Source organism: Blastomonas sp. SL216 (assembly GCA_026625625.1).
Taxonomy (GTDB): domain Bacteria; phylum Pseudomonadota; class Alphaproteobacteria; order Sphingomonadales; family Sphingomonadaceae; genus Blastomonas.
This window is the reverse complement of sequence record CP113055.1, coordinates 991,585-1,015,521: the sequence shown is the minus strand read 5'-3', so window position 1 is coordinate 1,015,521 and position 23,937 is coordinate 991,585. Positions and strand designations below refer to the sequence as shown.

Annotated in this window: 25 protein-coding genes and 1 riboswitch; of the genes, 14 read left to right on the top strand and 11 right to left on the bottom strand. The window is 63.4% G+C overall.

Annotated elements, in window-relative coordinates:
- Positions 1-8: 8 nt before the first annotated feature.
- Positions 9-293: a hypothetical protein gene (locus OU999_04825; protein ID WAC24521.1), complete on the top strand. Its 285-nt coding sequence runs from the start codon at positions 9-11 to the stop codon at positions 291-293.
- 14 nt (positions 294-307) lie between these two features.
- Here the strand turns inward: OU999_04825 and OU999_04820 are convergent, their stop codons facing one another.
- The gene (locus OU999_04820) at positions 308-1,375 is read right to left on the bottom strand and encodes an MBL fold metallo-hydrolase (GenBank protein WAC24520.1); all 1,068 of its coding nucleotides are present in this window, start codon (positions 1,373-1,375) and stop codon (positions 308-310) included.
- A gap of 174 nt (positions 1,376-1,549) precedes the next feature.
- Positions 1,550-1,631, top strand: a riboswitch (ZMP/ZTP riboswitch).
- A 21-nt stretch (positions 1,632-1,652) separates the two neighbouring features.
- On the opposite strand from OU999_04820, the gene OU999_04815 reads away from it, so the two are divergent.
- Positions 1,653-2,336 (top strand): DJ-1/PfpI family protein, encoded by a 684-nt coding sequence (locus tag OU999_04815; GenBank protein WAC24519.1) that lies wholly within the window; start codon positions 1,653-1,655, stop codon positions 2,334-2,336.
- Between the two features lie 74 nt (positions 2,337-2,410).
- On the opposite strand, the gene groL is transcribed toward OU999_04815, so the two are convergent.
- Positions 2,411-4,063: a chaperonin GroEL gene (gene groL, locus OU999_04810; GenBank protein ID WAC24518.1), complete on the bottom strand. Its 1,653-nt coding sequence runs from the start codon at positions 4,061-4,063 to the stop codon at positions 2,411-2,413.
- 51 nt (positions 4,064-4,114) lie between these two features.
- A complete protein-coding gene (gene groES / locus OU999_04805; GenBank protein ID WAC24517.1) occupies positions 4,115-4,402 on the bottom strand; it encodes a co-chaperone GroES in 288 nt (95 codons plus the stop codon).
- 283 nt (positions 4,403-4,685) lie between these two features.
- Between groES and OU999_04800 the strand changes: the two genes are divergently transcribed.
- The 12 genes from OU999_04800 (at position 4,686) to OU999_04745 (ending at position 13,644) form a co-directional block, all read left to right on the top strand.
- On the top strand, positions 4,686-4,973 hold the full coding sequence (locus OU999_04800; GenBank protein WAC24516.1) for a DUF2282 domain-containing protein: 288 nt from the start codon (positions 4,686-4,688) through the stop codon (positions 4,971-4,973).
- Positions 4,974-5,028: 55 nt separating this feature from the next.
- Positions 5,029-5,898: a DUF692 domain-containing protein gene (locus OU999_04795; protein WAC24515.1), complete on the top strand. Its 870-nt coding sequence runs from the start codon at positions 5,029-5,031 to the stop codon at positions 5,896-5,898.
- A 4-nt stretch (positions 5,899-5,902) separates the two neighbouring features.
- Positions 5,903-6,640 (top strand): putative DNA-binding domain-containing protein, encoded by a 738-nt coding sequence (locus OU999_04790; GenBank protein ID WAC24514.1) that lies wholly within the window; start codon positions 5,903-5,905, stop codon positions 6,638-6,640.
- Positions 6,641-6,715: 75 nt separating this feature from the next.
- Positions 6,716-7,171 carry a DoxX family protein gene (locus tag OU999_04785; GenBank protein ID WAC24513.1) on the top strand — a complete coding sequence of 152 codons (456 nt, stop codon included), beginning with the start codon at positions 6,716-6,718 and terminating at the stop codon, positions 7,169-7,171.
- A gap of 120 nt (positions 7,172-7,291) precedes the next feature.
- Positions 7,292-9,163: a signal peptide peptidase SppA gene (gene sppA, locus OU999_04780; protein WAC24512.1), complete on the top strand. Its 1,872-nt coding sequence runs from the start codon at positions 7,292-7,294 to the stop codon at positions 9,161-9,163.
- 63 nt (positions 9,164-9,226) lie between these two features.
- Positions 9,227-9,442 carry a hypothetical protein gene (locus OU999_04775; GenBank protein WAC24511.1) on the top strand — a complete coding sequence of 72 codons (216 nt, stop codon included), beginning with the start codon at positions 9,227-9,229 and terminating at the stop codon, positions 9,440-9,442.
- Positions 9,443-9,503: 61 nt separating this feature from the next.
- Positions 9,504-9,896: a fluoride efflux transporter CrcB gene (gene crcB / locus OU999_04770; protein WAC24510.1), complete on the top strand. Its 393-nt coding sequence runs from the start codon at positions 9,504-9,506 to the stop codon at positions 9,894-9,896.
- A complete protein-coding gene (locus OU999_04765) occupies positions 9,893-11,200 on the top strand; it encodes an RluA family pseudouridine synthase (protein WAC24509.1) in 1,308 nt (435 codons plus the stop codon). Before crcB ends, OU999_04765 begins: the two co-directional genes overlap by 4 nt.
- Entirely contained in the window at positions 11,197-11,865 is a 669-nt protein-coding gene (locus OU999_04760) for an HAD-IA family hydrolase (GenBank protein ID WAC24508.1), read from the top strand. Before OU999_04765 ends, OU999_04760 begins: the two co-directional genes overlap by 4 nt.
- Positions 11,862-12,083 (top strand): hypothetical protein, encoded by a 222-nt coding sequence (locus OU999_04755; GenBank protein WAC24507.1) that lies wholly within the window; start codon positions 11,862-11,864, stop codon positions 12,081-12,083. The genes OU999_04760 and OU999_04755 overlap by 4 nt, the downstream gene beginning before the upstream one ends.
- 10 nt (positions 12,084-12,093) lie before the next feature.
- On the top strand, positions 12,094-12,789 hold the full coding sequence (locus OU999_04750) for an ATPase (GenBank protein WAC24506.1): 696 nt from the start codon (positions 12,094-12,096) through the stop codon (positions 12,787-12,789).
- 141 nt (positions 12,790-12,930) lie between these two features.
- Positions 12,931-13,644 (top strand): hypothetical protein, encoded by a 714-nt coding sequence (locus OU999_04745; GenBank protein ID WAC24505.1) that lies wholly within the window; start codon positions 12,931-12,933, stop codon positions 13,642-13,644.
- A gap of 77 nt (positions 13,645-13,721) precedes the next feature.
- On the opposite strand, the gene OU999_04740 is transcribed toward OU999_04745, so the two are convergent.
- The 8 genes from OU999_04740 to OU999_04705 all read right to left on the bottom strand — a co-directional run bounded on the left by OU999_04740 (position 13,722) and on the right by OU999_04705 (position 23,712).
- Entirely contained in the window at positions 13,722-15,749 is a 2,028-nt protein-coding gene (locus OU999_04740) for a 3-hydroxyacyl-CoA dehydrogenase NAD-binding domain-containing protein (GenBank protein WAC24504.1), read from the bottom strand.
- A 16-nt stretch (positions 15,750-15,765) separates the two neighbouring features.
- Positions 15,766-16,986 carry a serine hydrolase gene (locus OU999_04735; protein WAC24503.1) on the bottom strand — a complete coding sequence of 407 codons (1,221 nt, stop codon included), beginning with the start codon at positions 16,984-16,986 and terminating at the stop codon, positions 15,766-15,768.
- Between the two features lie 34 nt (positions 16,987-17,020).
- Positions 17,021-17,812: an SDR family oxidoreductase gene (locus tag OU999_04730; protein ID WAC24502.1), complete on the bottom strand. Its 792-nt coding sequence runs from the start codon at positions 17,810-17,812 to the stop codon at positions 17,021-17,023.
- A gap of 28 nt (positions 17,813-17,840) precedes the next feature.
- Positions 17,841-18,623: an SDR family oxidoreductase gene (locus tag OU999_04725; protein WAC24501.1), complete on the bottom strand. Its 783-nt coding sequence runs from the start codon at positions 18,621-18,623 to the stop codon at positions 17,841-17,843.
- Positions 18,620-19,693, bottom strand: coding sequence for a phosphotransferase family protein (locus OU999_04720; GenBank protein WAC24500.1), 1,074 nt, complete (start codon positions 19,691-19,693; stop codon positions 18,620-18,622). The genes OU999_04725 and OU999_04720 overlap by 4 nt, the downstream gene beginning before the upstream one ends.
- Positions 19,694-19,716: 23 nt before the next feature.
- Complete coding sequence (locus OU999_04715) at positions 19,717-20,799, bottom strand: Zn-dependent alcohol dehydrogenase (GenBank protein ID WAC24499.1); 1,083 nt, start codon at positions 20,797-20,799, stop codon at positions 19,717-19,719.
- A 166-nt stretch (positions 20,800-20,965) separates the two neighbouring features.
- Positions 20,966-22,252 carry an acyl-CoA dehydrogenase family protein gene (locus OU999_04710; protein WAC24498.1) on the bottom strand — a complete coding sequence of 429 codons (1,287 nt, stop codon included), beginning with the start codon at positions 22,250-22,252 and terminating at the stop codon, positions 20,966-20,968.
- Positions 22,253-22,278: 26 nt separating this feature from the next.
- Positions 22,279-23,712, bottom strand: a complete 1,434-nt coding sequence (locus OU999_04705) for an MFS transporter (protein WAC24497.1) — start codon at positions 23,710-23,712, stop codon at positions 22,279-22,281.
- Between the last annotated feature and the right edge of the window lie 225 nt (positions 23,713-23,937).

Here is a 23,937-nt window from a genome sequence, read left to right as displayed (position 1 = left end):
GCTCATTTATGCGTTATCTTGCCATCGTTAGCGCCGCTGCGCTTGCCATGGGCCTGGCCGCCTGTTCGAACGAAACCGAGCAGAAGACCGAAGCCGCCGCCGATGCCGCCGGTGATGATATCGAAGAGAATATCGATACCGCTGGCCAGGTCGTCGACAATGCGATGGAAGACGTCGAAGCCGGCGTCGACAAGGCAGCCAAGGACCTTGACGCCGAAGCCGACAAGGCCGGCGACAAGATTGAAAAGGAATGGGACGAAGCCAAGGCCGAGGCCAAGGAAGAAGCCCAGTAAGCCGTTCTTCGAACCTAAAGAAGCTCTGCCTGCTCGATCGCTTCTGATCGGGCGGGCAGGCTGAACCGCATGCCATCCTCACCCATGACGACCGTGCCGCTATAGGCCTGGGCAACGCCGCGCAGGAAATAGGGGTGCAGCAATCTGGAGGGCATGCGCGGCACGATATGGGTGAACACCAGCATCCTGGCCTTGCCCTCGCGCGCTATGCCCGCCACGGCCACCGGGGAGCTGTGATAGCCCGGAATGTCCGACATGATCTTGGCAATGCGCCGGTCGCCATGCGCCTTGGCGGTCGCCGAAATCTTGCCCACCATCGCCGGGTTCAGCACCTCGTGCACCAGCACATCGCACCCGTTGCACATGCGCGAGACCGCTCTGGTCGGCGCGGTATCGCCGCTGATGACGACCGAGCGCCCCTTGTAATCGAAGCGATATCCCACCGCTGGTTCGACCGGGTCATGCTTGACCGTGAACGCCGTGATCTTCACCCCAGCCCGATTGTAGACGACGTGCGGGCCATTGCCTGGGGCGATGGTGAATGCGCGCGCGCCAGCACCGCTGCGCGGCATGATGTCAGCGCCGTGATGCGCGATGCGATAGCCATAATCTGCGGTATAGGCGGTATCGAGGCCGCTCACGACCTTGTCCACGCCCTGGGGACCATGAACGGGCATCGGCAGCTTGCGCCCGCTCGCGGCCCAGCGCAGCATCAGCACCTCGCCCAGCCCGTCGATATGGTCGGAATGGAAATGGGTGAGGAAGGTGGCGTCGATCTTGCCCAGCGGGACACCGATCTCCCCGATCCTGCGCCCGGCGCCCGCGCCTGCATCGACCAGAAACAGCTGCTTGCCGGCCAGCACCATCGTGCAAGGCCCCGACCGGCCCGGATCGGGCAGGGGGGACCCTGTTCCGCACAGGATGACATGCAGGCCATCGGGCAGGCCTGCGGTTGCATCCTTGCCGTAGCTCGCTTCAACGGCGCGGTTGAACACCATCTCGCCCAGCCTATCGCGCGACAACCAGGCCAGGCCAGTCACGAGCCCGATAATGGCAAGCAGCCCGATGATCACGCGGCGCATGGCAATTTCCTCCCCGGAATATTATGGCATCCTATGTGACATAAGATTCGGCTTTTGGCCAGTCCTTTCGGGCTTCCGAAGCCATGGACGAGCCCCGACGCCCTGCGCCGCATCTCTGTCTCTTGTAGCCGCGCTGCAAAACGCCTTGCCTTCATGCGCCGGACTTTGCATTCTTCGCCTGCCCGTAACTGGCGCATCAGATGGATCACCATCGGGGAGCGGGCGCTTGAACCGGTCGCGCGCCTGGGCAACCTTCCTGAAGCGAAAGGAATGCCCGATGACCGATGCGCCTGATTTCCACGTCGTATTCGCGATCTTTGACCGGATCACCCAGCTCGACTTTACCGGGCCAGCCCAGTTTCTCTGCCGCATGCCTGGCGCAAGGCTGCATGTAGCGGCGGCAACGCTCCATCCTGTGATGACCGATGCCGGGTTCGCGATCGTGCCGACCGTCAGTTTCGAAGATTGTCCGCAGGCGGATCTGCTGTGCGTTCCGGGCGGATTGGGTGTTCCGGCAGCCTTGTCGAACACGCCATTGATCGATTTCGTCCGCAGCCATGGTGAGGCAGCACAATGGGTGACGAGCGTGTGTACCGGCGCGTTCATCCTGGGCCGTGCCGGGCTGCTTCAGGGCAAGCGCGCGACGACCCATTGGGGCTACACCGCGCAGCTGCCGCTGGTGGGGGCGATCCATGAACCAGGCCGCACGGTGTTCGATGGCCATGTCATCACCGCAGGCGGCGTAACGTCGGGCATCGACTTTGCACTGGCGGTGATCGCCCATCTGCATGGCGAGGATGTGGCACGCTCGATCCAGCTGAGCCTCGAATATGATCCCGCGCCGCCCTTTGCCGGGGGCACGCCTGCGACCAGCCCTCAGCCGATTGTCGAGCTGATGCGCCAGCGCTTCTACGATGCGCGGGCGACCGAGATGGAAGCCGCGCTCAACGCCACCGCCTGACACCATGAAAAAGGGCCGGAAGGTTTCCCCTCCGGCCCCGTTTCTTGCTCTGGCTTGTGGCCAGGCGGTGCGGATCAGAAATCCATGCCGCCCATGCCGCCCATGCCGCCGGGCATTCCGCCCATGCCGCCGCCAGCTGCCTTGTCTTCCGGAGCGTCGCAAATCGCGGCTTCGGTGGTGATCAGCAGACCAGCGACCGAGGCAGCATCCTGCAGCGCAGCGCGCACGACCTTGGTCGGGTCGATAACGCCAGCCGCCACCAGGTTTTCATAGGTGTCGGTCGCAGCGTTGAAGCCCAGCGTCGGATCGTTGCCGTCGAGCAGCTTGCCCGAGACCACCGCGCCATCATGACCGGCGTTCTGCGCGATCTGACGGACGGGGGCGAACAGCGCCTTGCGGATGATGTCGATGCCGCGGGTCTGGTCGTCGTTTTCGCCGGTCAGGCCTTCGAGCGCCGAGGTTGCGTACAGCAGCGCCGTACCACCACCGGGGACGATGCCTTCTTCGACAGCTGCGCGGGTTGCGTGCAGCGCATCGTCGACGCGGTCCTTCTTTTCCTTCACTTCGACTTCCGAAGCACCGCCGACCTTGATCACGGCCACGCCGCCAGCAAGCTTGGCGAGACGCTCCTGGAGCTTCTCACGGTCATAGTCGCTGGTGGTGTTGTCGATCTGGGTACGGATCGCTTCGACGCGGGCCTTGATCGCATCGGCTTCACCGGCGCCATCGACGATGGTGGTGTTGTCCTTGTCGATCGAAACGCGCTTGGCCTGGCCGAGCATGCCGAGCGTGACGTTTTCGAGCTTGATGCCCAGGTCTTCGCTGATCATCTCGCCCTTCGACAGGATCGCGATGTCTTCCAGCATCGCCTTGCGACGGTCACCGAAGCCCGGAGCCTTGACGGCTGCGACCTTCAGGCCACCGCGCAGCTTGTTGACCACCAGAGTAGCCAGCGCTTCGCCTTCGATGTCTTCAGCGATGATCAGCAGCGGACGACCGGTCTGCACGACAGCTTCCAGAATGGGGAGCATCGCCTGCAGGTTCGACAGCTTCTTCTCGTGGATCAGGATGTACGGATTGTCGAGTTCGACCGTCATCTTGTCCGGGTTGGTGATGAAATAGGGCGACAGGTAACCGCGGTCGAACTGCATGCCTTCGACGACATCGAGTTCGAACTCGAGGCCCTTGGCTTCCTCGACGGTGATCACGCCTTCCTTGCCGACGCGCTCCATGGCTTCGGCGATCTTCTCGCCGACTTCACGGTCGCCATTGGCCGAGATGATGCCGACCTGGGCGATCTCGTTCGAACCGGCCACGTCCTTCGAGCGGCTCTTCAGGTTCTCGACGACCTTGGTCACCGCCAGATCGATACCGCGCTTGAGGTCCATGGGGTTCATGCCGGCGGCAACCGACTTCATGCCTTCGCGCACGATGGCCTGGGCCAGAACGGTCGCGGTGGTGGTGCCGTCACCGGCAATGTCGTTGGTCTTGGAAGCGACTTCCTTGACCATCTGCGCGCCCATGTTCTCGAACTTGTCCTTCAGTTCGATTTCCTTGGCGACGCTGACGCCGTCCTTGGTGATGCGGGGGGCGCCGAAGCTCTTGTCGATGACGACGTTGCGGCCCTTGGGGCCCAGGGTCACCTTGACGGCATCAGCCAGGATATCCACGCCGCGCAGGATGCGTTCGCGTGCGTCGCGGCCAAACTTTACGTCTTTAGCTGCCATGAGAAATGTTCCTTCTTGTCGAATGAGGTCGGTGGGTCAGAAAGCTGAAAATCAGCCCAGAATGCCCAGAATGTCGCTTTCCTTCATGATGATCCGGTCTTCGCCGTTGATCTTCACTTCGGTGCCCGACCACTTGCCGAACAGGATCTTGTCGCCAACCTTGACGTCGAGCGCGATGCGGTTGCCCGCTTCGTCACGGGTGCCTTCACCAACGGCGATCACTTCGCCTTCGGAGGGCTTTTCCTTGGCGGCGTCGGGGATGATGATCCCGCCAGCGGTCTTTTCTTCGGCTTCGATGCGGCGCACCAGAACCCGGTCGTGCAACGGACGAAATGTCATGCGTTAAGCCTTTCCTTGCGTCACTGAAATTAGTGAAACCCCCTTCGCGGCTGGCACAGGATGTTGCGCCTGCATTCGCGATTAGCACTCGGTCGGGGTGAGTGCTAACGAGGGGCTAGATAGCGCAGGTGCGAAACGGGTCAACCCGTAAGGCAAGGAATTTTTTGCCCCGCGTCGTATTTCGGAGTAACCTCGCCCTAGCGCCGTGCGAACGATCGCACTGACAGGCAGGCTGGACAGCCGCGCTGTCCAACTTGCCACCCTGTTCAATAAGGAATGACCGATGTCGAATTCGATGATCACCCTGGGCGCTGCTGCCGCTGCCGTGCTGGCCGCAGCCACGATTGCCGCCACGCCTGCTGCTGCGGCTGGCGAGAAGGAAAAATGCTACGGCATCTCGCTGAAGGGCAAGAATGACTGTGCAGCCGGACCCGGCACCTCGTGCGCGGGCACTTCGACCACCGATTATCAGGGCGATGCCTGGAAGTACGTGGCCAAGGGCGAGTGCGTGAAGCTCGGCGGATCGCTGGCACCCCACAAGGGCGCCAAGAAGCCGACACCGCGCGGCTGATGTTCTGCGATTGCGATGCCCGGCGCACCAAGGCGCGCCTGGCATCGCCACGCTGATGCGGCGGATCCCTCAGCCGATGCTTCCCCCCGATACAGGCATAGGGCTGAAGCCGGCCCACTATCGCGATGTTCTGGACCCCCAGCCGGGCACCCCGCTTCCCGCATGGGTAGAGGTGCACCCGCAGAACTATTTCGTCGATGGTGGGCCCCCGCATCGCTGGCTGACGGCGGTCGCGGAGCGTTATCCGCTGAGCTTCCACAGTGTCGGCCTGTCGATCGGTACCGCCGAAGGGCTGGACGAAGACGAGCTCGACCAGCTTGCAGTGCTTTGCGCCCGCTATAAGCCGGCCAGCGTCTCCGATCACCTGAGCTGGTCGGGCAATGCCAGCGACCGCTATCCCGACCTGCTGCCCATCCCCTATACCCAGGCCGCGCTCGACCATATGGCGGCGCAGATCGGGCAAGTGCAGGACAGGTTGCAGCGATCGATCCTGATCGAAAATCCCTCGCGCACCCTGGCTTTCGCGCATGACGAGATGGATGAGGTCGCCTTCATCCACGCGCTGTGTCGGCGCAGCGGATGCGGCCTATTGTTCGATATCAACAATGTCGAAGTCAGCTGCACCAATTTGCAGTTCGATCCCGTGGCCGTCATCGACGCCATCGATCCAGCCTATGTTGGTGAAATTCACCTCGCGGGCCATGCGACCGAATGGCATGGCGGCCGGCCTTTGCTGATCGACGATCATAGCAGCGCCATCACCGACCTCACCTGGTCGCTGTTCGAGCGGTTCATGGCTCGCGCCGGGCCAAGACCAGTATTGATCGAATGGGATACCAATGTTCCCGATTATGCCGTCCTGATGGCAGAAGCGGGCCGCGCTGCTGCGATCATGGCGCGCGCTACAGCCCCACAGGCCGCCTAGGCCGATGGGCGATCTTGCCGAAGACCAGGCGCGCTTCATCGCGGTGCTCCAACAAGGGCCCTCGGCCTTTCCGGATGGCCTGTTTGCGGATGGCACCGATCGCGCGCTGCTGGGCCTCAAGGCGCACGCCAACACGATCAGCCATGCGCGGCTGGTTGCACTCGAGGACAGCTATCCGCGCACGCGCGCGCTCATGGGAGACGCTGCCTTCAACAGCGCATCGCGCCGATTCATCGAACGACCAGAGGTGCGCACGCGCAAGCTCATGCAGCTGGGGCAGGGCTTTGCGCAGTTTCTCGCGGATGAAGCGGAAGGTACCGCTGCCTGCGATCTCGCACAGATCGAATGGGCATGGCTGCAGGCTTATCACTCCGCGGAAGCACGGCCGCTGCAGCTGACCGATCTTGCGGGTCTGGATGAAGATCGCCTGCTCGATCTGCAACTGGCCGCGCATCCCGCAATTCGGCTGGTGACGGTGCAGGGTCCCATATCCGCGCTGCTGCCAGAGCTGGCCGAGCGGGCAGAGGAAGCGATGCGCCACGTCCTGATCACTCGCCCAGAGGCCGAGGTGTTGCTGCATCCCCTATCGGCACTGCAGGCCGATCTTGCCGCGACGGTCGCCCAACCCACCCGGTTCCGTAACCTTTTGGGTGCGGCCATCGAAAGCGCCGGAGAGGCAGATGCACTGTCCGCGATCTTTGCGCTGATCGGCGCGGGAATGCTGACGAAGCCGGAAGGGTAAGGCCAGGCTGCACGGCTTGCGCCCCTTTGGTGGCGTCCCAGCCTTGTCCCTGATAACCTGGCGGAACCTTCACCGATGACCGATCTTATCCAGCGCGGACTTGCGCTGCTCGACAGCCGCATCTTCAACGGCCTTGCCCTTCTCGTCGTTCGCCTTGCGCTGGCTGCGCAATTCTGGCGCTCGGCGCGCACCAAGGTGGAGGAGGGGAGCTGGCTGACGATCAACCCGATTACCTATGATCTGTTCCGCGATGAATATCACATGCCCGCCCCCGAGATCACGGGCACGATTGCGACCTATGCCGAGCACATGCTGCCCGTTTTGGTGATGCTGGGCCTGGCGACGCGGTTTGGCGCAGCGGGCCTGTTCGTGATGACCGGCGTGATCCAGCTGTTCGTCTATCCCGAAGCGTTCTGGAACCCGCATGTGATGTGGTTTGGCCTGGCGCTGATCCTGGTCGCGCGGGGCGGCGGGCTGTTTGCGTTCGACCGGCTTTTCGACCGAGGCCTGACACCGAATGCGCCGCGTTGACAGGTCGTCAAGTCGGCGGTCGAAGCGCATGGACGGTCTGTCGCGTCGGGCAGTGGCATTGCAGCCCAGTCTCGCCTAGATAGGGTGCCTGGGGCACGTCCGCCCGAAGCGGAGCAGATAATGGGTTTTGTAAAAGGCGCCTGGAAGGTGCTGGTGGCGATCAAGGATGGTCTGGTCCTGCTCGCCATGCTGATGTTCTTTGGCCTGATCCTGGCAGCCTTGTCGTGGCGGCCAAATCCGGCGGCGGTGACCGAAGGCGCGCTGCTCGTCAAACTCGACGGGGTGATTGTCGAGGAACCCGAAAACAGCGATCCCGTTGCCGCTTTGCTCGGTGGCCAGGCGCCGCTCAAGCAGTTCCGCGAACGCGACCTGATCCGGGCGATCGACACGGCGGCGCAGGATGACCGGATCAAGGTCATCGCGCTCGATCTCGACAGCTTCATGGGCGGCGGCCAGGTCTCGCTCGAACAGGTGGGCGCGGCGATTGGACGGGCCAAGGCCAAGGGCAAGCCGGTTTACAGCTTTGCGACCTTCTACAGCGATGCGGCCTATCTGCTGGCAGCGCATGGCAGCGAAATCTGGGTCGACCCTATGGGCGGCGCAGCCTTTACCGGCCCGGGCGGCACCCGCCTGTATTACAAGGATTTCCTTGATCGCTTCAAGGTGACCGCGCATGTCTATCGCGTCGGCACCTTCAAGAGCGCGGTCGAGCCTTATCTGCGTTCTGACCAGTCGCCGGAAGCCGAACAGGCGCTGCTCGCGGTCTATCGCCCGATCTGGGAGAACTGGCAGGCGACCGTGAAAAAGGCGCGCCCCAAGGCGGACCTTGCCAGCTATATCGCTGATCCCGGTGCCGCCATTACGGCCGCCAATGGCGACCTCGTCAAGCTCGCCACCGATCGCAAGATCATCGACAAGGTCGGAGACCGCACCGCCTTCGGCAAGCGCGTGGCCGCCCTCGCGGGGGTGGATGAAGACGAAGGTCCAGGTGCTTTCAAGCACACCAGCCTGAAGGACTGGACCGCGGCGAACCCGGCCAAGACTGGCGGGGACGAGGTTCAGGTCGTCACGATTGCCGGCACGATTGTCGATGGCGATGCCGGCCCGGGCACCGCTGGCGGCGACCGGATCGAAGAACTGCTGCACGACGGATTGCAGCGCGACAATGTGAAGGCCCTGGTGGTGCGAGTCGATTCGCCTGGCGGCTCGGCATTTGCCTCCGAACAGATCCGCCGCGCGATTGAGGAATATCGCAAGCGCAAGATCCCGGTCATCGTCTCGATGGGCAATGTCGCGGCAAGCGGCGGCTATTGGGTCTCGACCGCAGGCGATGCCATCTTCGCCGAACCTTCGACGATTACCGGATCGATCGGCATCTTTGCCGTGCTGCCGAGTTTTGAACGGGCGCTGGCGGATTATGGCGTGAAGGCGGACGGCGTCGCGACGACCCCGCTTTCGGGCCAGCCCGATGTGTTCGGCGGTTTCAACAGCACCGTGGACACCTTCATCCAGGGCACGATCGAGCATGATTATCGCCGCTTCCTGGCGCTGGTTGGCAAGGCGCGGGGGATGAGTGTCGAGCAGGTCGACAATATCGCGCAGGGCCGCGTCTGGGATGGCGGCACGGCGCGCCAGATCAAGCTGGTCGATCGCTTCGGCGGAATCGAGGACGCCATTGCAGAGGCAGCCAAGCGAGCAAAGCTCGCGAAGGACGGCTATAGCGTGAAATATCTGGAGACCGAGCCCGATCCGTTCGAGCAGTTCGTCTCGGGCATGTTCGCTCCGGCAGAGCAGGAGAAGCAGGCGCACGGGCTGGTTGCACGGCTGGCATGGCAGCAGCGCGCGGCCCTCGGCCAGGTGCTGGGCGATCTCAATGTGTTGAGCGGAGTGCAGGGCGTGCAGGCCTGGTGCCTGGAATGCTCGGGCGCGCTGCCGCCCCGGCATGTCGCCAGGGCGGATGCGGGCTGGTTTGCGGCGCTGCTGAAGCGCTGAGGGAACCGCTTGCACCGGCTGGCGTAACCGATGGCAGGAAAACCCTGCCAAAGGAGCACGCACATGGCCGAGAATGCTGAGAACCCCAATGCCGGCAAGGAGTTCGGCGAAGGCAATTACAAGGCGGCGCAGAATTTCCGCGCTGCGCAGGAAGAGTTTGCAGCCGACAAGCAGCAGGTCGAGGCGAAGGCCCGCGAAGCGGCTGACGCGCTGGATGGTGCTGAAGCCGAAGAGCTTGAGCAGGCCGAAGCCGCTGCGCGCGATGGCCACGCGGCCTGACCCGCGGCGCATCGCCGAATAACCCTTCCCAATGCGCGTCCAATCCCGCTAAGGCAGCGGGATGGATGCGCATTTGACTTTCAAGGCCACCGGTCTGGTGATGGCGGGCGGCGCTGTGGGCGCTGCATTGCGCTTTCAGGCGACACAGATCGCGATCAGGCTGGGGCATACCGGCTATCCCGTGGCAACACTCGGCGTCAACGTGCTGGGGGGCCTGCTGATGGGCATGCTCGCCGCGCTGGTGCTCAAGGGCCATGTGACCGAGCCCTATCGGCTGTTCCTCGGCGTGGGCGTGCTCGGCGGCTTCACCACTTTTTCGGCGTTCTCGCTCGAGCTGTTCCAGATGATGGAGCGCGGTGAGCTGCTGGGCGCTCTGGGCTATGTGCTGGCATCGGTGCTGCTGTCGCTGGCGGCGGTCGCTGCCGGATTTGCTCTTACAAGGTCGATCGCATGAAGCCGCCAGCCCGCCCGACTGTGCGCAAGGCGCCGGGACGCAAGCCCTCTGGCCCGCGCCGGGCAGCGCCTGGCCGCGCTCGCCCTGCCGAAGCTGGAGCCGCGATCGCCAAGGCCTCGGCCGAAGCCCGCCAGTTCACTGTCGATGGCGATGATGATGGCATCCGGCTTGATCGCTGGTTCCACCGCCACCTTCCCGATGTGAATTTCAACCTCGTCTCGCGCTGGGCGCGCACCGGGCAGGTGCGGCTCGATGGCAAGCGCGTCGGTCCAGGCGACCGGATCGTCGCCGGCCAGACGATCCGCATCCCGCCTGCCGATGGCGACATGGAGCGCCCCGCCGCCAAGTCCGCCCCGCGCACCTTGAGCGAGGATCAGGTCGCGTTTGCGCAGTCGCTGGTCATTCACCAGGATCGCGCCGCGATCGTAATCAACAAGCCTCCGGGTCTTGCCACGCAGGGCGGAACGCGCACCCATGCGCATGTCGACGGGCTGACCGAAGCCCTGATGTACGAAAGCCCGGTGCGTCCCAAGCTGGTCCACCGGCTCGACAAGGATACGTCGGGCGCGCTGCTGCTCGCACGGACGCCGGGCAGCGCCGCCTATTTCTCCAAGCGTTTTGCCGGACGCAGCGCGAAGAAGATCTACTGGGCGCTGGTCGTCGGCGTGCCCGACATCTATTCGGGCCTGATCGAACTGCCGCTCGCCAAGCAGCCGGGCACCGGCGGCGAGAAGATGCATGTCGACATGGAAAACGGCCAACCTTCGCGCACGGCCTATCAGGTGGTCGAGCGTGCCGGATCGCGCGCGGCCTGGGTCGCGCTGCAGCCGTTTACCGGACGCACGCATCAATTGCGCGTCCATCTGGCGGCGATCGGACATCCCATTGTGGGCGATGGCAAATATGGCGGCCAGAATGCGTTTCTGACCGGCACCATCAGCCGCAAGATGCACCTGCATGCCCGCCGCCTGAAAATCGCGCATCCCGATGGTCCGCCGATCGACGTCATCGCCGATCTGCCCGAACATTTCGCCGATTCGATGGAACAGCTGGGCTTCGATCTGTCGCTGGGTGATGCGGTCTTTGCCGATGATGGTCCGCCGCCCGCCACGCGAGAGGTGAAGAAGCAGCAGGCCAAGGCGCATGCCAAGACGCTGCGCAAGGAACGGCGCGGCGAGCGGCGCAGCAGAGCTGCTCCGGCCAAGCCTTCGTCAAAGCCCAAGCCGAAATCTGCGGGAAGCGCACCCAAGCCGAGGCCCGTCAAGCCGCGCACGGCCCCGAAGAGCGGCCCCAGAAAGCCATGAGCGTTCAGCTTGCGATCTTCGATTGCGATGGCACGCTGGTCGATAGCCAGGCCAATATCTGCCGTGCGATGGAACTGGCCTTTGCTGCCGAAGGGCTGGGCCAGCCTGATCATCATCAGGTGCGGCGCATTGTCGGCCTGTCGCTGGTCGAAGCGATGCGGATCATGGTGCCCGATGCCGATCCGGCGTTTCACGTCGTGCTCGCCGACCATTACAAGAACGCGTTTCACGAACTGCGCGGCAACGGGACGCTGCAGCATGAACCGCTCTACGACGGCCTGCCCGAATTGCTCGACCGGCTCGATGCAGCAGGCTGGCTGCTGGCCGTTGCGACCGGCAAATCGGACCGCGGCCTGGATTTGTGCCTGACGCATCATGGCATCAAGCAGCGTTTCGTCTCGCTGCAGACCGCCGACCGGCACCCGTCCAAACCGCATCCGTCGATGATTTACGAGGCGCTGGCCGATGCGGGCGCAGAGCCTGGGCGCGCGGTGATGATCGGCGATACCAGCTATGACATGGCGATGGGCGTTGCGGCCAATGTGCGCGCGATCGGCGTCGACTGGGGCTATCATGATGCGCATGAGCTGGAAGCGGCAGGTGCGGCCTCGATCGCGTTCGACATGAATCAGCTGTTCGACCAGATCACCGGGAGCAACCGGTGAGCCCTGAAGAGCAGCGCGCCAGGTCGCGCTTCTTCACCATCGGCGCGGTCCGCCTCGCCGGGGCCGTGACGATCGCACTGGCCGTCGCGATCACCTATGGGCGCATTTCCGGGGTTCCGAACGCGTTTGGCTATGCGTTGCTGCTCGTCGGCATATTGGAGATGGTGATCGTGCCACAGATCCTGGTCAAACGCTGGAAAAGCCCGCCTTCCGAATGATCGCAGACTGATGAAACGCTTCTATAAGACCGTCACCACCGAAGCCGCCGAGAACGGCCACGCCCTGCTGCTCGATGGCCGCGGCGTGAAAACCCCGATGCGGCTGCCCCTGGTCCTCCCCACCCGCGCCATGGCCGATGCTGTGGCCGAAGAATGGGCAGGGCAGGGCGAGGAGATTGTCATCGCCTCGATGCCACTGACCGGCTTTGCCAATGCCGCGATCGATCAGGTGACCCCGCAGCGCGCGCGGTTCATTGACGATATCGCTGCTTATGGCGAGACCGACACCCTGTGCTACCGTGCCGACCCCGGCGATCCGCTGGCCGAACGCCAGAACCAGGAGTGGGAACCGATCCTGCAATGGGCGGAAAATCGCTATGATATCAGGCTCATCCGCGTTGCAGGCATCATCCATCAGCCGCAATCGACGCACAGCCTGTCCCGCCTCAAAAACGTCGTCAGTGCGATGGATCCCTTCACGCTCGCCGCATTCTCGACGCTGACCGGGATTGGCGGCTCGCTGGTCAGCGCGCTGGCTTTATGGGAAGAAGCCCTGGATTCCGGGGCAGTCTGGCGCGCGATCTGCCTTGAAGAGCTGTGGCAGGAAGAGCTTTGGGGCGCCGATGCCGAGGCGCTCGCGGCGCGCGAACATCGGCGGGCGGCATTTGACGCTGCCTGGCGGTTTTGCTGTACTGCCAAAGGCTAAGCCCGGAACGATGGCGCGGCACCGGCGTTTTTTGAAACGTTACGCCCGCTTTTCCAGGTGAGGCAGCCCAACCCATCCAACGCGCCGCAAGCGCGAGGAATGACCGGGCTGCGCCGCACCCAATCAAGGAGAACATCCCCCATGACGAAGTCTGCCATTACTGCCCTGTTTCTTTCCGCAGCCGCACTGTCCGCGCCTGCCATTGCGCAGGAAGCCGCCGCGCCTGCGACCGCTGCCCCCGCGCTGACGCCCGAGCAGGCCGAGGCCCAGAACAAGGCGATCGCCGATTTCACCGCTGCCCAGCAGGCGCAGGCCGCTGGCAACCACGCTGAGGTGATCGCCAAGCTGGAACCGGCGCTGCCGACCATCCGCGAAATTGCCAGCCGTGATCCGGCGAACGTCCAGAACGCCGGCTTCCTAGCCAGCGCGCTGACCATCACCGCGAATTCACAGGGCGCATTGGGCAAGATCGACGCCATCGCGCCGCTTTATGCCGAAGCCGCGCCGCAATGGACCAAGGTCTATGAAGCCGACAAGGCCAATGCCGGTGTCCGCAACACGCTGGTCGCCATTCTGGTGAACTTGGGCAATTTCAACCTGTCGAAGCAGGACAAGGCCGCAGCCAAGCCCAATTTCGAACAGGCGCTCGCCATCGCCAAGGAAGGCCGTGCTACCGACCCGGCATCGGCAGATCTGGCCAATGCCGAATTTTCCAGCCTGATCGGCCTCAACCAGTCGACGGGTGAGGCAAGCTATCTGGAAGCGGCCAAGCCGGTGGGCGCGGAACTGCGCGAAAAGGGCATTGTCAGCGCGGCTAACCAGCCTGCCGTCGACGCCATCCTCGGCGCCGCATAATCAAAACCGCCATGCCCAAAGAAAAACCCCGCCGGAGCGATCCGGCGGGGTTTTTCGTGTTTAGCGCAAGGCGGCCATCAGAAGCCTTCGTTCTTCTCCGCCTTTTCCGCCAGCAGCGGCGAGACGGCAAAGCCGTGCTTCTTCAGGCCCTCGACGATCTTGGGCGTGCCTTCCAGGCCTGCCCAGAACATCGGGCCGCCACGGTAGACCGGCCAGCCATAGCCATAGATCCACACGACATCGACGTCTGATGCGCGCTGCGCCATGCCCTCTTCCAGGATCATCGCGCCTTCGTTGACCATGGTGTACAGCGTGCGCTCGATGATTTCCTGATCGCTGATCTCGCGCTTGGGCATGTTCGAGCGTGAGCGGAAATCCTCGATGATCTCGGCGACGCGGGCGCTGGGCGTCGGGTTGCGCTTCTCGTCATAGTCATAGAAGCCCGCGCCCTTTTTCTGGCCCCAGCGGTCTTCGGCGCACAGCGCGTCGCGGATGCTCTCAATCCGGCTCGGATCACGGTGCCAGCCGATATCGACCCCGGCGAGGTCGCTCATCTGGAACGGCCCCATGGGCATGCCGAATTCGACATGCACCCGGTCGATCTGCTCGGGTGTTGCCCCTTCCATCAGCAGCTTGTTCGCCTCGACCTGACGCGGCATCAGCATGCGGTTGCCGATAAAGCCGTGACAGACCCCGGCGACCACCGCGACCTTCTTGATCTTCTTCGACAGCGCCATGACGGTGGCCAGCACATCATCGGCGGTCTTGGCGCCGCGCACCACCTCCAGCAGCTTCATGACATTGGCGGGCGAGAAGAAGTGCATGCCCAGCACGTCCTGCGGGCGGCTGGTAGATGCGGCGATCTCGTCGACGTTGAGATAGCTGGTGTTGCTCGCCAGGATCGCGCCCGGCTTCGCGATCGCGTCCAGCTTGCCGAACACCTCTTTCTTGACGTCCATATTCTCAAAGATCGCCTCGATGATGAGGTCGCAATCGGCAAGATCATCGAGCGTCAACGAAGGCGTGAGCAGGCCCATGGCCTTTTCCACCTGCTCGGTGGTCAGGCGGCCCTTGGCGGCGCTGGCCTCGTAGTTCTTGCGGATCACGCCGACACCGCGATGCAGCGCCTCTTCCGCCTGTTCGACGATGGTCACCGCTATGCCTGCGGACAGGAAGTTCATTGTGATGCCGCCGCCCATCGTGCCGGCACCGATCACGCCAACCTTGGCGATCGGACGCAGCGCGATATCGCTGGCGATACCGTCGATCTTGCTCGCCTTGCGCTCGGCAAAGAAGATGTGGCGCTGTGCAGCCGATTGCGATCCGAACATCAGCTTCATGAATTCGCCGCGCTCGAACTCCAGACCTTCGGCAAAGGGCAGGCGGGTCGCGGCTTCCACGCAGGCGATATTCGCAGCAGGTGCGTCAAAGCCACGGAACTTGCGGCCATTTTCCTTCTTGAACGCCTCGATGGCTTCTGCATCAGGCTTGGCCTCGCGCTCGCTGATCCGGGGGATCGGGCGCACCGCCTTGACCTTTTCGGCAAAGGCGATCGCGCCTTCGAGCAGCTTGCCTTCTTCCACCACCTCATCGACCAGACCCCAGGCATTGGCGGTTTTGGCGGGGATTGGGTCACCCTTGGCGGTCATTTCCAGCGCCGCCTTTACGCCGACGACGCGCGGCAGGCGCTGGGTGCCACCAGCACCGGGCAGCAGGCCGAGCTTCACTTCGGGCACACCGAGCTTGGCTGAAGGCACCGCGACGCGATAATGCGCGCACAGCGCGGTTTCGAGGCCACCGCCAAGCGCGGTGCCATGGATCGCGGCGATCACCGGCTTGTCGAGCGCTTCCATCTTGGCGATGACTGCAGGCAGCATCGGCTCGACCGGCGGCTTGCCGAATTCGGTAATGTCAGCGCCGGCAAAGAAGGTCTGGCCTGCGCAGATCAGCACCACAGCCTTGATGCTGTCATCGGCTGCCGCTTCGGTGAACGCCTTGTCGAGCCCGATGCGCACCGCAGCGCCCAGCGCGTTGACCGGCGGGCTGTCCGAGGTGATGACGAGAATGTCGCCATGTTTCGCGGTCGAGATGGGGGAATCTGTCATGGAAGGTTCCTTTGGCTTATTCGACGGCGGCGTAGAGCATCGACTTGATCTCCCGCCGGATCGGGTAGGTGCTGGACGGCATCAGCTGCGTCATGAAGATCATGATCACATCTTCTGCCGGGTCGACGAAAAAGGCGGTGGAGAACATGCCGCCCCAGTAGAAATCGCCATTCGAGCCTGCGACGCCGGTCGCAGCATTGTCGATGGTGGTGGCAAAGCCCAGGCCAAAGCCCGCGCCGGCATTTTCAGCCTCGCTGAACAATGCCTTGCTGTGCTGGGTCAGGTCGCCGCCGCCGGGCAGGTGGTTCGCCACCATCAGGTCGAGCGTCTTGCGCCCCAGGATACGCGCTCCATCAAGCCGTCCGCCATTGAGCAGCATGCGGCAGAAGCGGTGATAATCGGATAGCGTGGATGCCATGCCGCCGCCGCCCGACAGCTGCACGGGCTTGCGGCCCCAGGCAGTGGTCGCGCCGGGGTCGTAGAGCTTCATCTTCTCGGTCGGATGGAAGACATAGCAATCGGGCACGCGGTCCAGCTTGTCTTCAGGGATCTGGAAGTGCGTGTCGATCATGCCGAGCGGCCTTGTGACACGATCTGCGATCACCTCGTCAAGCGGCTTGTCGTCCATCCGCTGCAGAATCGCACCCAGGATATCCGTCGAGATCGAATAGTTCCATGCGGTGCCAGGATCGAACTGGAGCGGAATCTGCGCGAGGATCTTGATGAACTCCTCCAGATCGGGCCCGGCAAACGCCTCCAGCTTGCGCGCGCGATAGGCGGCATCGATCGGGGTTCGCTCCTGAAAGCCATAAGTCAGGCCCGATGTGTGGCGCAGCAGATCGATCATCCGCATCGGCTGGGTGGCAGGGCGCGTGACGAAAGGCTGTGCGCCGCCGCCTGAGACGAACACGCCCAGGTCCTTCCATTCGGGAATGATGCGATGGACCGGATCGGACAGGGCGATACGCCCCTCTTCGACGAGCTGCATGAATGCGACCGATGTGATCGGCTTGGTCATGCTGGCGATGCGGAAGATCGCATCCTGTTGGAGCGGTTGGCCCTCGCGCGCATCGCCTTGCAGCGACAGATGCGCCAGCTCACGCCCGCGGCCGATCAGCAGCGCGGCATGCGGCAGACGGCCCGTATCGAGATATTTGGCGCGGATATGGGCGGGAATGCGCGCAAGCAGGTCGTGGTTGAAGCCGAGATCGGCAGGATCAGACACAGACAGGGTCATCAGGAAACTTTCGTCGCTCCGTTGGGGTTCAAGGTCAGGTGGCCGTCTGGCCAAAGCGCTGGCGCGCATAGGGGTGAGAGCTGGTGAGGCCGCCATCGACGACCAGGGCATGACCGTTGACATAGCTCGACCGGTCCGAGGCCAGGAACAAAGCCGCCTCGGCGATCTCGTTCGGCACGCCGCCGCGCTGCATCGGGTTGAGCTGGCCGATCTTGTCCTCAAAGCCCTTTTCACGCGCCTTGGTGTAGATGAACTCGGTCATGCCGGTTTCGATCAGGCCCGGGCAGATGGCGTTGCAGCGCACGTTGCTGCCAGTCAGCTGCTGCGCACCGATGCGCACCAGGTTGATCACGCCTGCCTTGCTCGCGGTATAGGCAGGGCCGCCCGCGCCCGAACGCAGGCCTGCGACCGAAGCGGTGCAGATGATCGAGCCGCCATTGCCGGCATCGGCCATCGCCTTGCCCGCATGCTTGATGGCGAGGAAAGGGCCGATCAGGTTGATCTTGAGGATCCGTTCCCATTCTTCCACCGTCTGGTCGAAAATGCCTTCGAAGCCGCCGGAAACCCCGGCATTGGCAAAGAACACGTCGAGCCGACCGTGCAGCTCCAGCGCCTTTGCCACCAGCATCTGCACATCGGCCTCGCTGCTGGCATCGGCCTGCACGGCGGTGATGGCATCCGGGTTCTGTGCTGCAGTGTCGTCCTGCTTGCCGGTGATGTCGGTCGCGATGACCTTCGCGCCAGCGTTCGCAAACAGCAGCGCACTGGCGCGGCCGATGCCGCTGCCTGCCCCGGTAACGATTGCAACCTTGCCCTGCAGATCCATGAAATGTCCTCTCTCTGTCGCGCGAACCTTAAAGGGCCGCTGCTATGGTTGTGCCGCCGTCGATGACGATCGACTGGCCGGTGATATAGGTCGAAGCATCCGATGCCAGAAACACCGCTGCCCCTGCAATCTCGTCCGGCTGGCCGATGCGGCGCAGCGGGGTGATGCGGCGGACATAGCCCATCACCTTGTCATCCTCCCAGAGCGCGCGGGCCATGTCGGTCTGGATCAAACCCGGCGCGATGCAGTTGACGCGAATATTGTCCGGCCCCAGCTCATAGGCGAGGTTGCGGGCCAGCTGGAAGTCGGCCGCCTTGGAAATATTGTAGACGCCGATGCTGCCCGATCCCTGCATCCCGCCGATCGACGAGATGATGATCACCGACCCGCGTGCCTTGGCGCGCATGTCGGGCAGCGCCATCTGCACCAGCCAGTGGTTGGACAGGATGTTGTTGTCCAGGATCTTGCGGAACTGATCGTCGCTGATCCCTGCCATCGGTCCGTAATAGGGATTGCTCGCCGCATTGCAGACGACGATGTCGATCGGCCCGAGCTCGTCGCGCGCCCGATCCACCAACCGCTCCAGATCTTCCTTGCGCGAGATGCTGGCCGCGACCGCGATGGCTGTGCCCGCACCAAATTGCGCGTTCAGATCGGCCGCGACGGCATCGCAGGCGTCCTGGTTGCGGCTGGAGATCGCGACCTTGGCGCCATGCGCCGCGAACTTGCGGGCAATCGCCTCGCCGATGCCGCGCGAAGAGCCGGTGACGATCGCCACCCTTCCGGTCAGATCGAAACTGCCGTCAGTCACTGCGCGCCGGCCTTCTTGGCATATTCCCACGCCGCCTGGGCTAGCGGGATGACGCGCTGCGCCATCTGCGCGGCCTGTGCGCTCGAGGCCGTACCGTCGATGACGCGCTTCTTGATGCCTTGCAGGATCGCGGCGATGCGGAACTGGTTATAGGCGAGATACCAGTCCATATCGGGCACATAGTCCAGTCCGGCCTTGTCGACATAGCGGGCGAGCGCCTCTTCCAGCGTCGGGATGCCCAGCGCCTTGACATCGACACCCAGCAGGCCGTTGCGTCCCTCGGCGGGCTGAACCCAGCTCATCAGAAAGTATCCGAGATCGGCAATGGGGTCGCCCAGCGTCGACAGCTCCCAGTCGAGCAGCGCAATCACGCGCGGTTCATCATGGGCGAAAATCATGTTGTCGATGCGGAAATCGCCATGGGCGATGCCGAAGCCGCGCTGTTCGGGCACTGTCTTTTCCAGCCATGCGATCAGCCATTCCATTTCCGCAATGGTCTCGGTCTCTGACAGACGATATTGCTTGGTCCAGCGCGAGATCTGGCGCGCGCAATAATTGCCCGGCTTGCCATAATCTTCCAGGCCGATCGCCACGGGGTCGAAACTATGCAGATGCGCCAGCGTATCGATCATCGCATTGTAGATGGCTGTGCGCTGCTCAGGCGTCTTGCCGGGCAGGGTACCATCCCAATAGCTGGCACCATCGGTAAAGCCCATCACATAGAACATCGAGCCGATGACGCTGTCATCCTCGCACAGGCCGAACTGCCGCGAGACCGGGAAGCCCTGTTCGTAAAGCGCCGCCTGCACCTTGTATTCGCGGTCCACAGCATGCGCCGAAGGAAGCAGCGGGCCGAACGGCTTGCGCCGCAGCACATAGGCGGCGGTCGGAGTCGTCACCTTGTAGGTCGGGTTTGACTGTCCGCCCTTGAACTTGGAAAGCGCCAGGGGCCCGGCAAAGCCCTCGACATTTGCTTCGAACCAGCGGGTCAGGCTGGCCTCGTCGAGCCGGTCCTGCTCGGGCACCTCCATGGTGCCGGTCATCGTCGCCTGTGCGTCGATCTGTTCCATCTCAGTTATTATCCCCACCCAGTTCAATTATAGACGATCACTGACCGCGCGGAGTCGCCGACCCGCAGCGCGTCAAAGGCGTCGTTGATACGTTCCAGCGGCAAGCGTTCGGCAATGATCGTGTCGAGGTCAAGCATCCCGCGCATGTAGAACTCGACCAGGCGCGGGATTTCAACCGGAAAACGGTTGTTGCCCATCAGCGAGCCCTGAAGCTTCTTGCCCTGCAGCAGTTCCATGGCGCTCAAGCCGACCTTTTCGGCCAGCGGCATCATGCCCAGGATCGTGGCGGTGCCACCACGCCGCAGCACCTTCACCGCCATGTTCGCCGATGCCGGACGTCCCACCGCCTCGATCGCGTGATGAACGCCGCCCTTGGTCAGCTCGATGACCTGTTCAGCCGCACCGTCCGCGCCCGCATCGATGCAATCGGTCGCGCCCACCCTGGCCGCGAGGGCTCGCTTGTCGGCCACCGGGTCGATCGCGATGATCCGCCCGGCACCAGCGATCTTGGCCGCGTTGACCGCCGCCAGCCCGACGCCGCCACAGCCTACCACGGCGACGGTCTCACCCGGCACGACATCGGCCGCGTTGAAGATCGCACCTGCACCTGTCGTCACCGCACAGCCGATCACGCAGGCCCGGTCGAGCGGCATTTCCGGATTGATCGCGACACAGGCATGTTCGTGCACCAGCATCTGTTCGGCATAAGCCGACAGGTTGAGCAGCTGATTGACCGGTGCGCCGTCCAGACTGAGCCGGGGATGCTGGTGCGGCCCGCGCTTGGTATCCTGGCCTATGCACAAAGCCATGCGGCCCGTGACGCAGAACTCGCAATGGCCGCAATAGGCGCTGAGACAGGTGACCACGGCATCGCCGACCTTCACCGTCGAAACGCCGTCCCCGACTGCTTCGACGATACCCGCTGCTTCATGGCCCGGGATGAAGGGCAGGGGGGCAGGATAGCTGCCATCGACGAAATGCAGGTCGGACCGGCAGACGCCGGTCGCGGCAGTGCGGATCAGCACCTCGCGCGGGCCGGGCTTATCGACGGTAACATCGCGAATTTCGAGCGGCTTGCCCGGTTCGAAACAGATGGCAGCTCTCATTGATGCTCTCCCTTTTCCTCACCCTTCAGGGGAGAGGATACGAAGCCTTGGCAGTTGACTGCCTAGGCGCAGTTGGAGAGGGGATGGCGTCTTGGTGGCGACCAGCCCCTCTCCCTGCTTCGCTGATGCGAAGCTGTCCCTCTCCCCTGAAGGGAGAGGGTAAAGCTCAACGCGCCACGCCCAGATCGCCCGAGCTGAAGCCTTCCTCGGCATTGACGCCATGCTTGCCCATTTCCAGCCGCGCGATGGTGCGGTTGTGGACCTCGTCCGGACCATCGGCAAGGCGCAGCGTGCGCATGTGCGCATAGGCCTTGGCCAGACCGAAATCCTCGCTGACGCCTGCGCCGCCATGGGCCTGAATGGCATCGTCGATGACCTTGAGCGCGATGCGCGGGGCGGCGACCTTGATCATCGCGATCTCGGCCTTGGCGTATTTGTTGCCGACCTTGTCCATCATGTCAGCCGCCTTGAGGCAGAGCAGGCGGGTCATCTCGATATCGATGCGCGCTTCGGCGATGCGCTGTTCCCAGATCGAGTGCTCCGAAATCCGCTTGCCGAAGGCGACGCGCGACTGGAGGCGGCGGACCATCTTGGCCAGCGCCTCTTCCGCAACGCCGATGGTGCGCATGCAGTGATGGATACGGCCCGGGCCAAGGCGGCCCTGCGCGATCTCGAAACCGCGGCCTTCACCCAGCAGCATGTTGCTGGCCGGAATGCGCACGTCCTTGAGTTCGATTTCCATATGGCCGTGCGGCGCATCGTCATAGCCGAACACCGGCAGATGACGCAGGATGTTCACGCCCGGCGCATCGAGCGGCATCAGCACCATCGACTGCTGCGCATGCCGCTTGGCCTCGAAATCGGTCTTGCCCATGACGATCGCGATCTTGCAACGCGGATCGCCAGCGCCCGACGACCACCATTTGCGGCCGTTGATGACATATTCGTCACCCTCGCGCCGGATCGAGGTTTCGATGTTGGTCGCATCGGACGAAGCGACCTGCGGCTCGGTCATCAGAAAGGCCGAACGGATCTCGCCGTTCATCAGCGGACCCAGCCACCGATCCTTGTGCTCGCGCGTGCCATAGCGGTGCAGCACTTCCATGTTGCCGGTATCGGGCGCGGAGCAGTTGAAGATCTCGCTGGCCATTTCGACCCGGCCCATTTCCTCGGCGCACAGCGCATATTCCAGGTTGGTGAGCCCGGGGCCGTCGAATTCGAAGCTGTCGTCGACATGCGGCAGGTTGGGGTTCGACGGCGGCATGAACAAGTTCCAGATGCCTGCAGCCTTGGCCTTGGCCTTCTCGTCCTCGATGACCTGTAGCACCTTCCAGCGACCACCTTCGGCCTGCTGCGCGTAATAGTCCTTCACCCGCGGACGGACATGCGCCTCGATATGCGCGCGGACGCGGTCGCGCCAATAGGCCTGGCGTTCGGTAAGGTCAAAATCCATGAGCTATGGTTCCTTTCATGAAAGTCTCAAGGTCGGGCGATCTGGGCCAGACGCGCCTCGTGATCGGCACGGCCCAGGGGAAAGCGGCTGAACAACCAGGCACAGCTCAGGCCGATCAGCGTCGTGGCGATGGCGAAGGTAATGGCCAGCCGGTCGATGACGTCCGGCGCGACCTTGCCTGGCTCCGCATTGTCGGGAAAGCCTGCAATCGCGAGGATCAGCGCCGAGGCCAGGATGCCCAGCCCACCGACGCATTTCTGCATGAAGAAAAAGCCGGCGAAGAAAATGCCTTCGGTGCGCTTGCCCGTCTCGGCCTCGCTGGCATCGGTCACGTCCGCAATCATCGAGCTGATCATCATCATCGCACAGATGCCGAAGGTGATCGAAAGCGCAATGAGCGAAAGGATCAGTATCGTGGTGACCCCGCTGCCCGTTGGCGGGAAGAGCCCCGCCAGGCGCAACCAATAGGGCAGGGTGGCGAACACGAGCGAGAGCAACGCCGCGATCGAGGCGGTGCGCGGCTTTTCCAGCCGCCGCGATGCCGGTCCGACGATGAAGAACGCGACTGCAACGCCCAGGAACAGCACGAACGGGTAGATGTTGAACACGCTCTGTTCGAACTCCCATACGTAGAGCATGAGGTAATTGGTCAGCGCGAAGAACAGCCCCTGATTGGCGAACGCGCACACCCCGGCGGCCAGCAGAAGCTGGAACGGACGGAAACGCAGCGCTGCGGCAAAATCCTTGAGGCCATGGCTATGCGCGGCAGGCGCATCGGTATTGGGGCGCGCCAGCAACCGGTGGGTACCGAGCGCAGAGACGACCACAGACACGATCATCACCGCCGAACCGACCAGCGCATAACGGTGATAGCCATTCGGGTTGAGCACGCCGTTCGCATAGCCGGGTTCGGGCACCAGCAGCAGCGCATAGGCGGCATAGAGCATCACCAGTCCGCCGAGCCAGCCGAACAGGAAGCGATAGCGCAGCACCTCGGTCCGTTCGTGATAGTCGCGCGTCATCTCCGGCAGCATGGCAAGCGCGGGCACTTCATAAGCCGAGAAGGAGAAGCGCACCGCCATGGCGACCGCAATCAGGTAGAAGAACAGTGCGCCGTTGCTCCATTCGGGCGGATTCCACAACAACAGCCAGGACAGCGCAATTGGCAGCGCCGCGCCATAGAGCCAGGGGTGACGGCGGCCCCAGCGGCTGCGGGTGGCATCAGACCTGTGCCCGACAAACGGATCGAAAAACGCATCGGCGACCAGCGCGAGGGCGACAGCCAGGCCGACCTGCTCGGCCGGCATCCCTATGACCTGGTTGAAATAGATCAGCAGGAAGACCGCAAAGCCATTGTCCTTGATGCCGTAGGCGACCGATCCGAAGCCGAACGCGAGCTTGGTGCCCATCGTGACCCTGGCAGCGGGCGCGGATGCAGGAGAGACGCCGGGACCGGTCATGCGATGCAGCTGCGCTTTCCGCCGCGCGGATCAGTCGCACGGTGCCAATGCACCCGCGATGCGATGGCCTTGCTGGCCCGCTGCATTGATTCTCTCCCGTCCTTGTCCTTGGGGCGATACCATATGGCAGCTACCGTAAACGTCAACTCCAGACAGGGTGACGTTACGGCATCCACACAAGGATTCAACAGGCTTGCAGCGGCCTTGCGTCCACCATAGACTGGC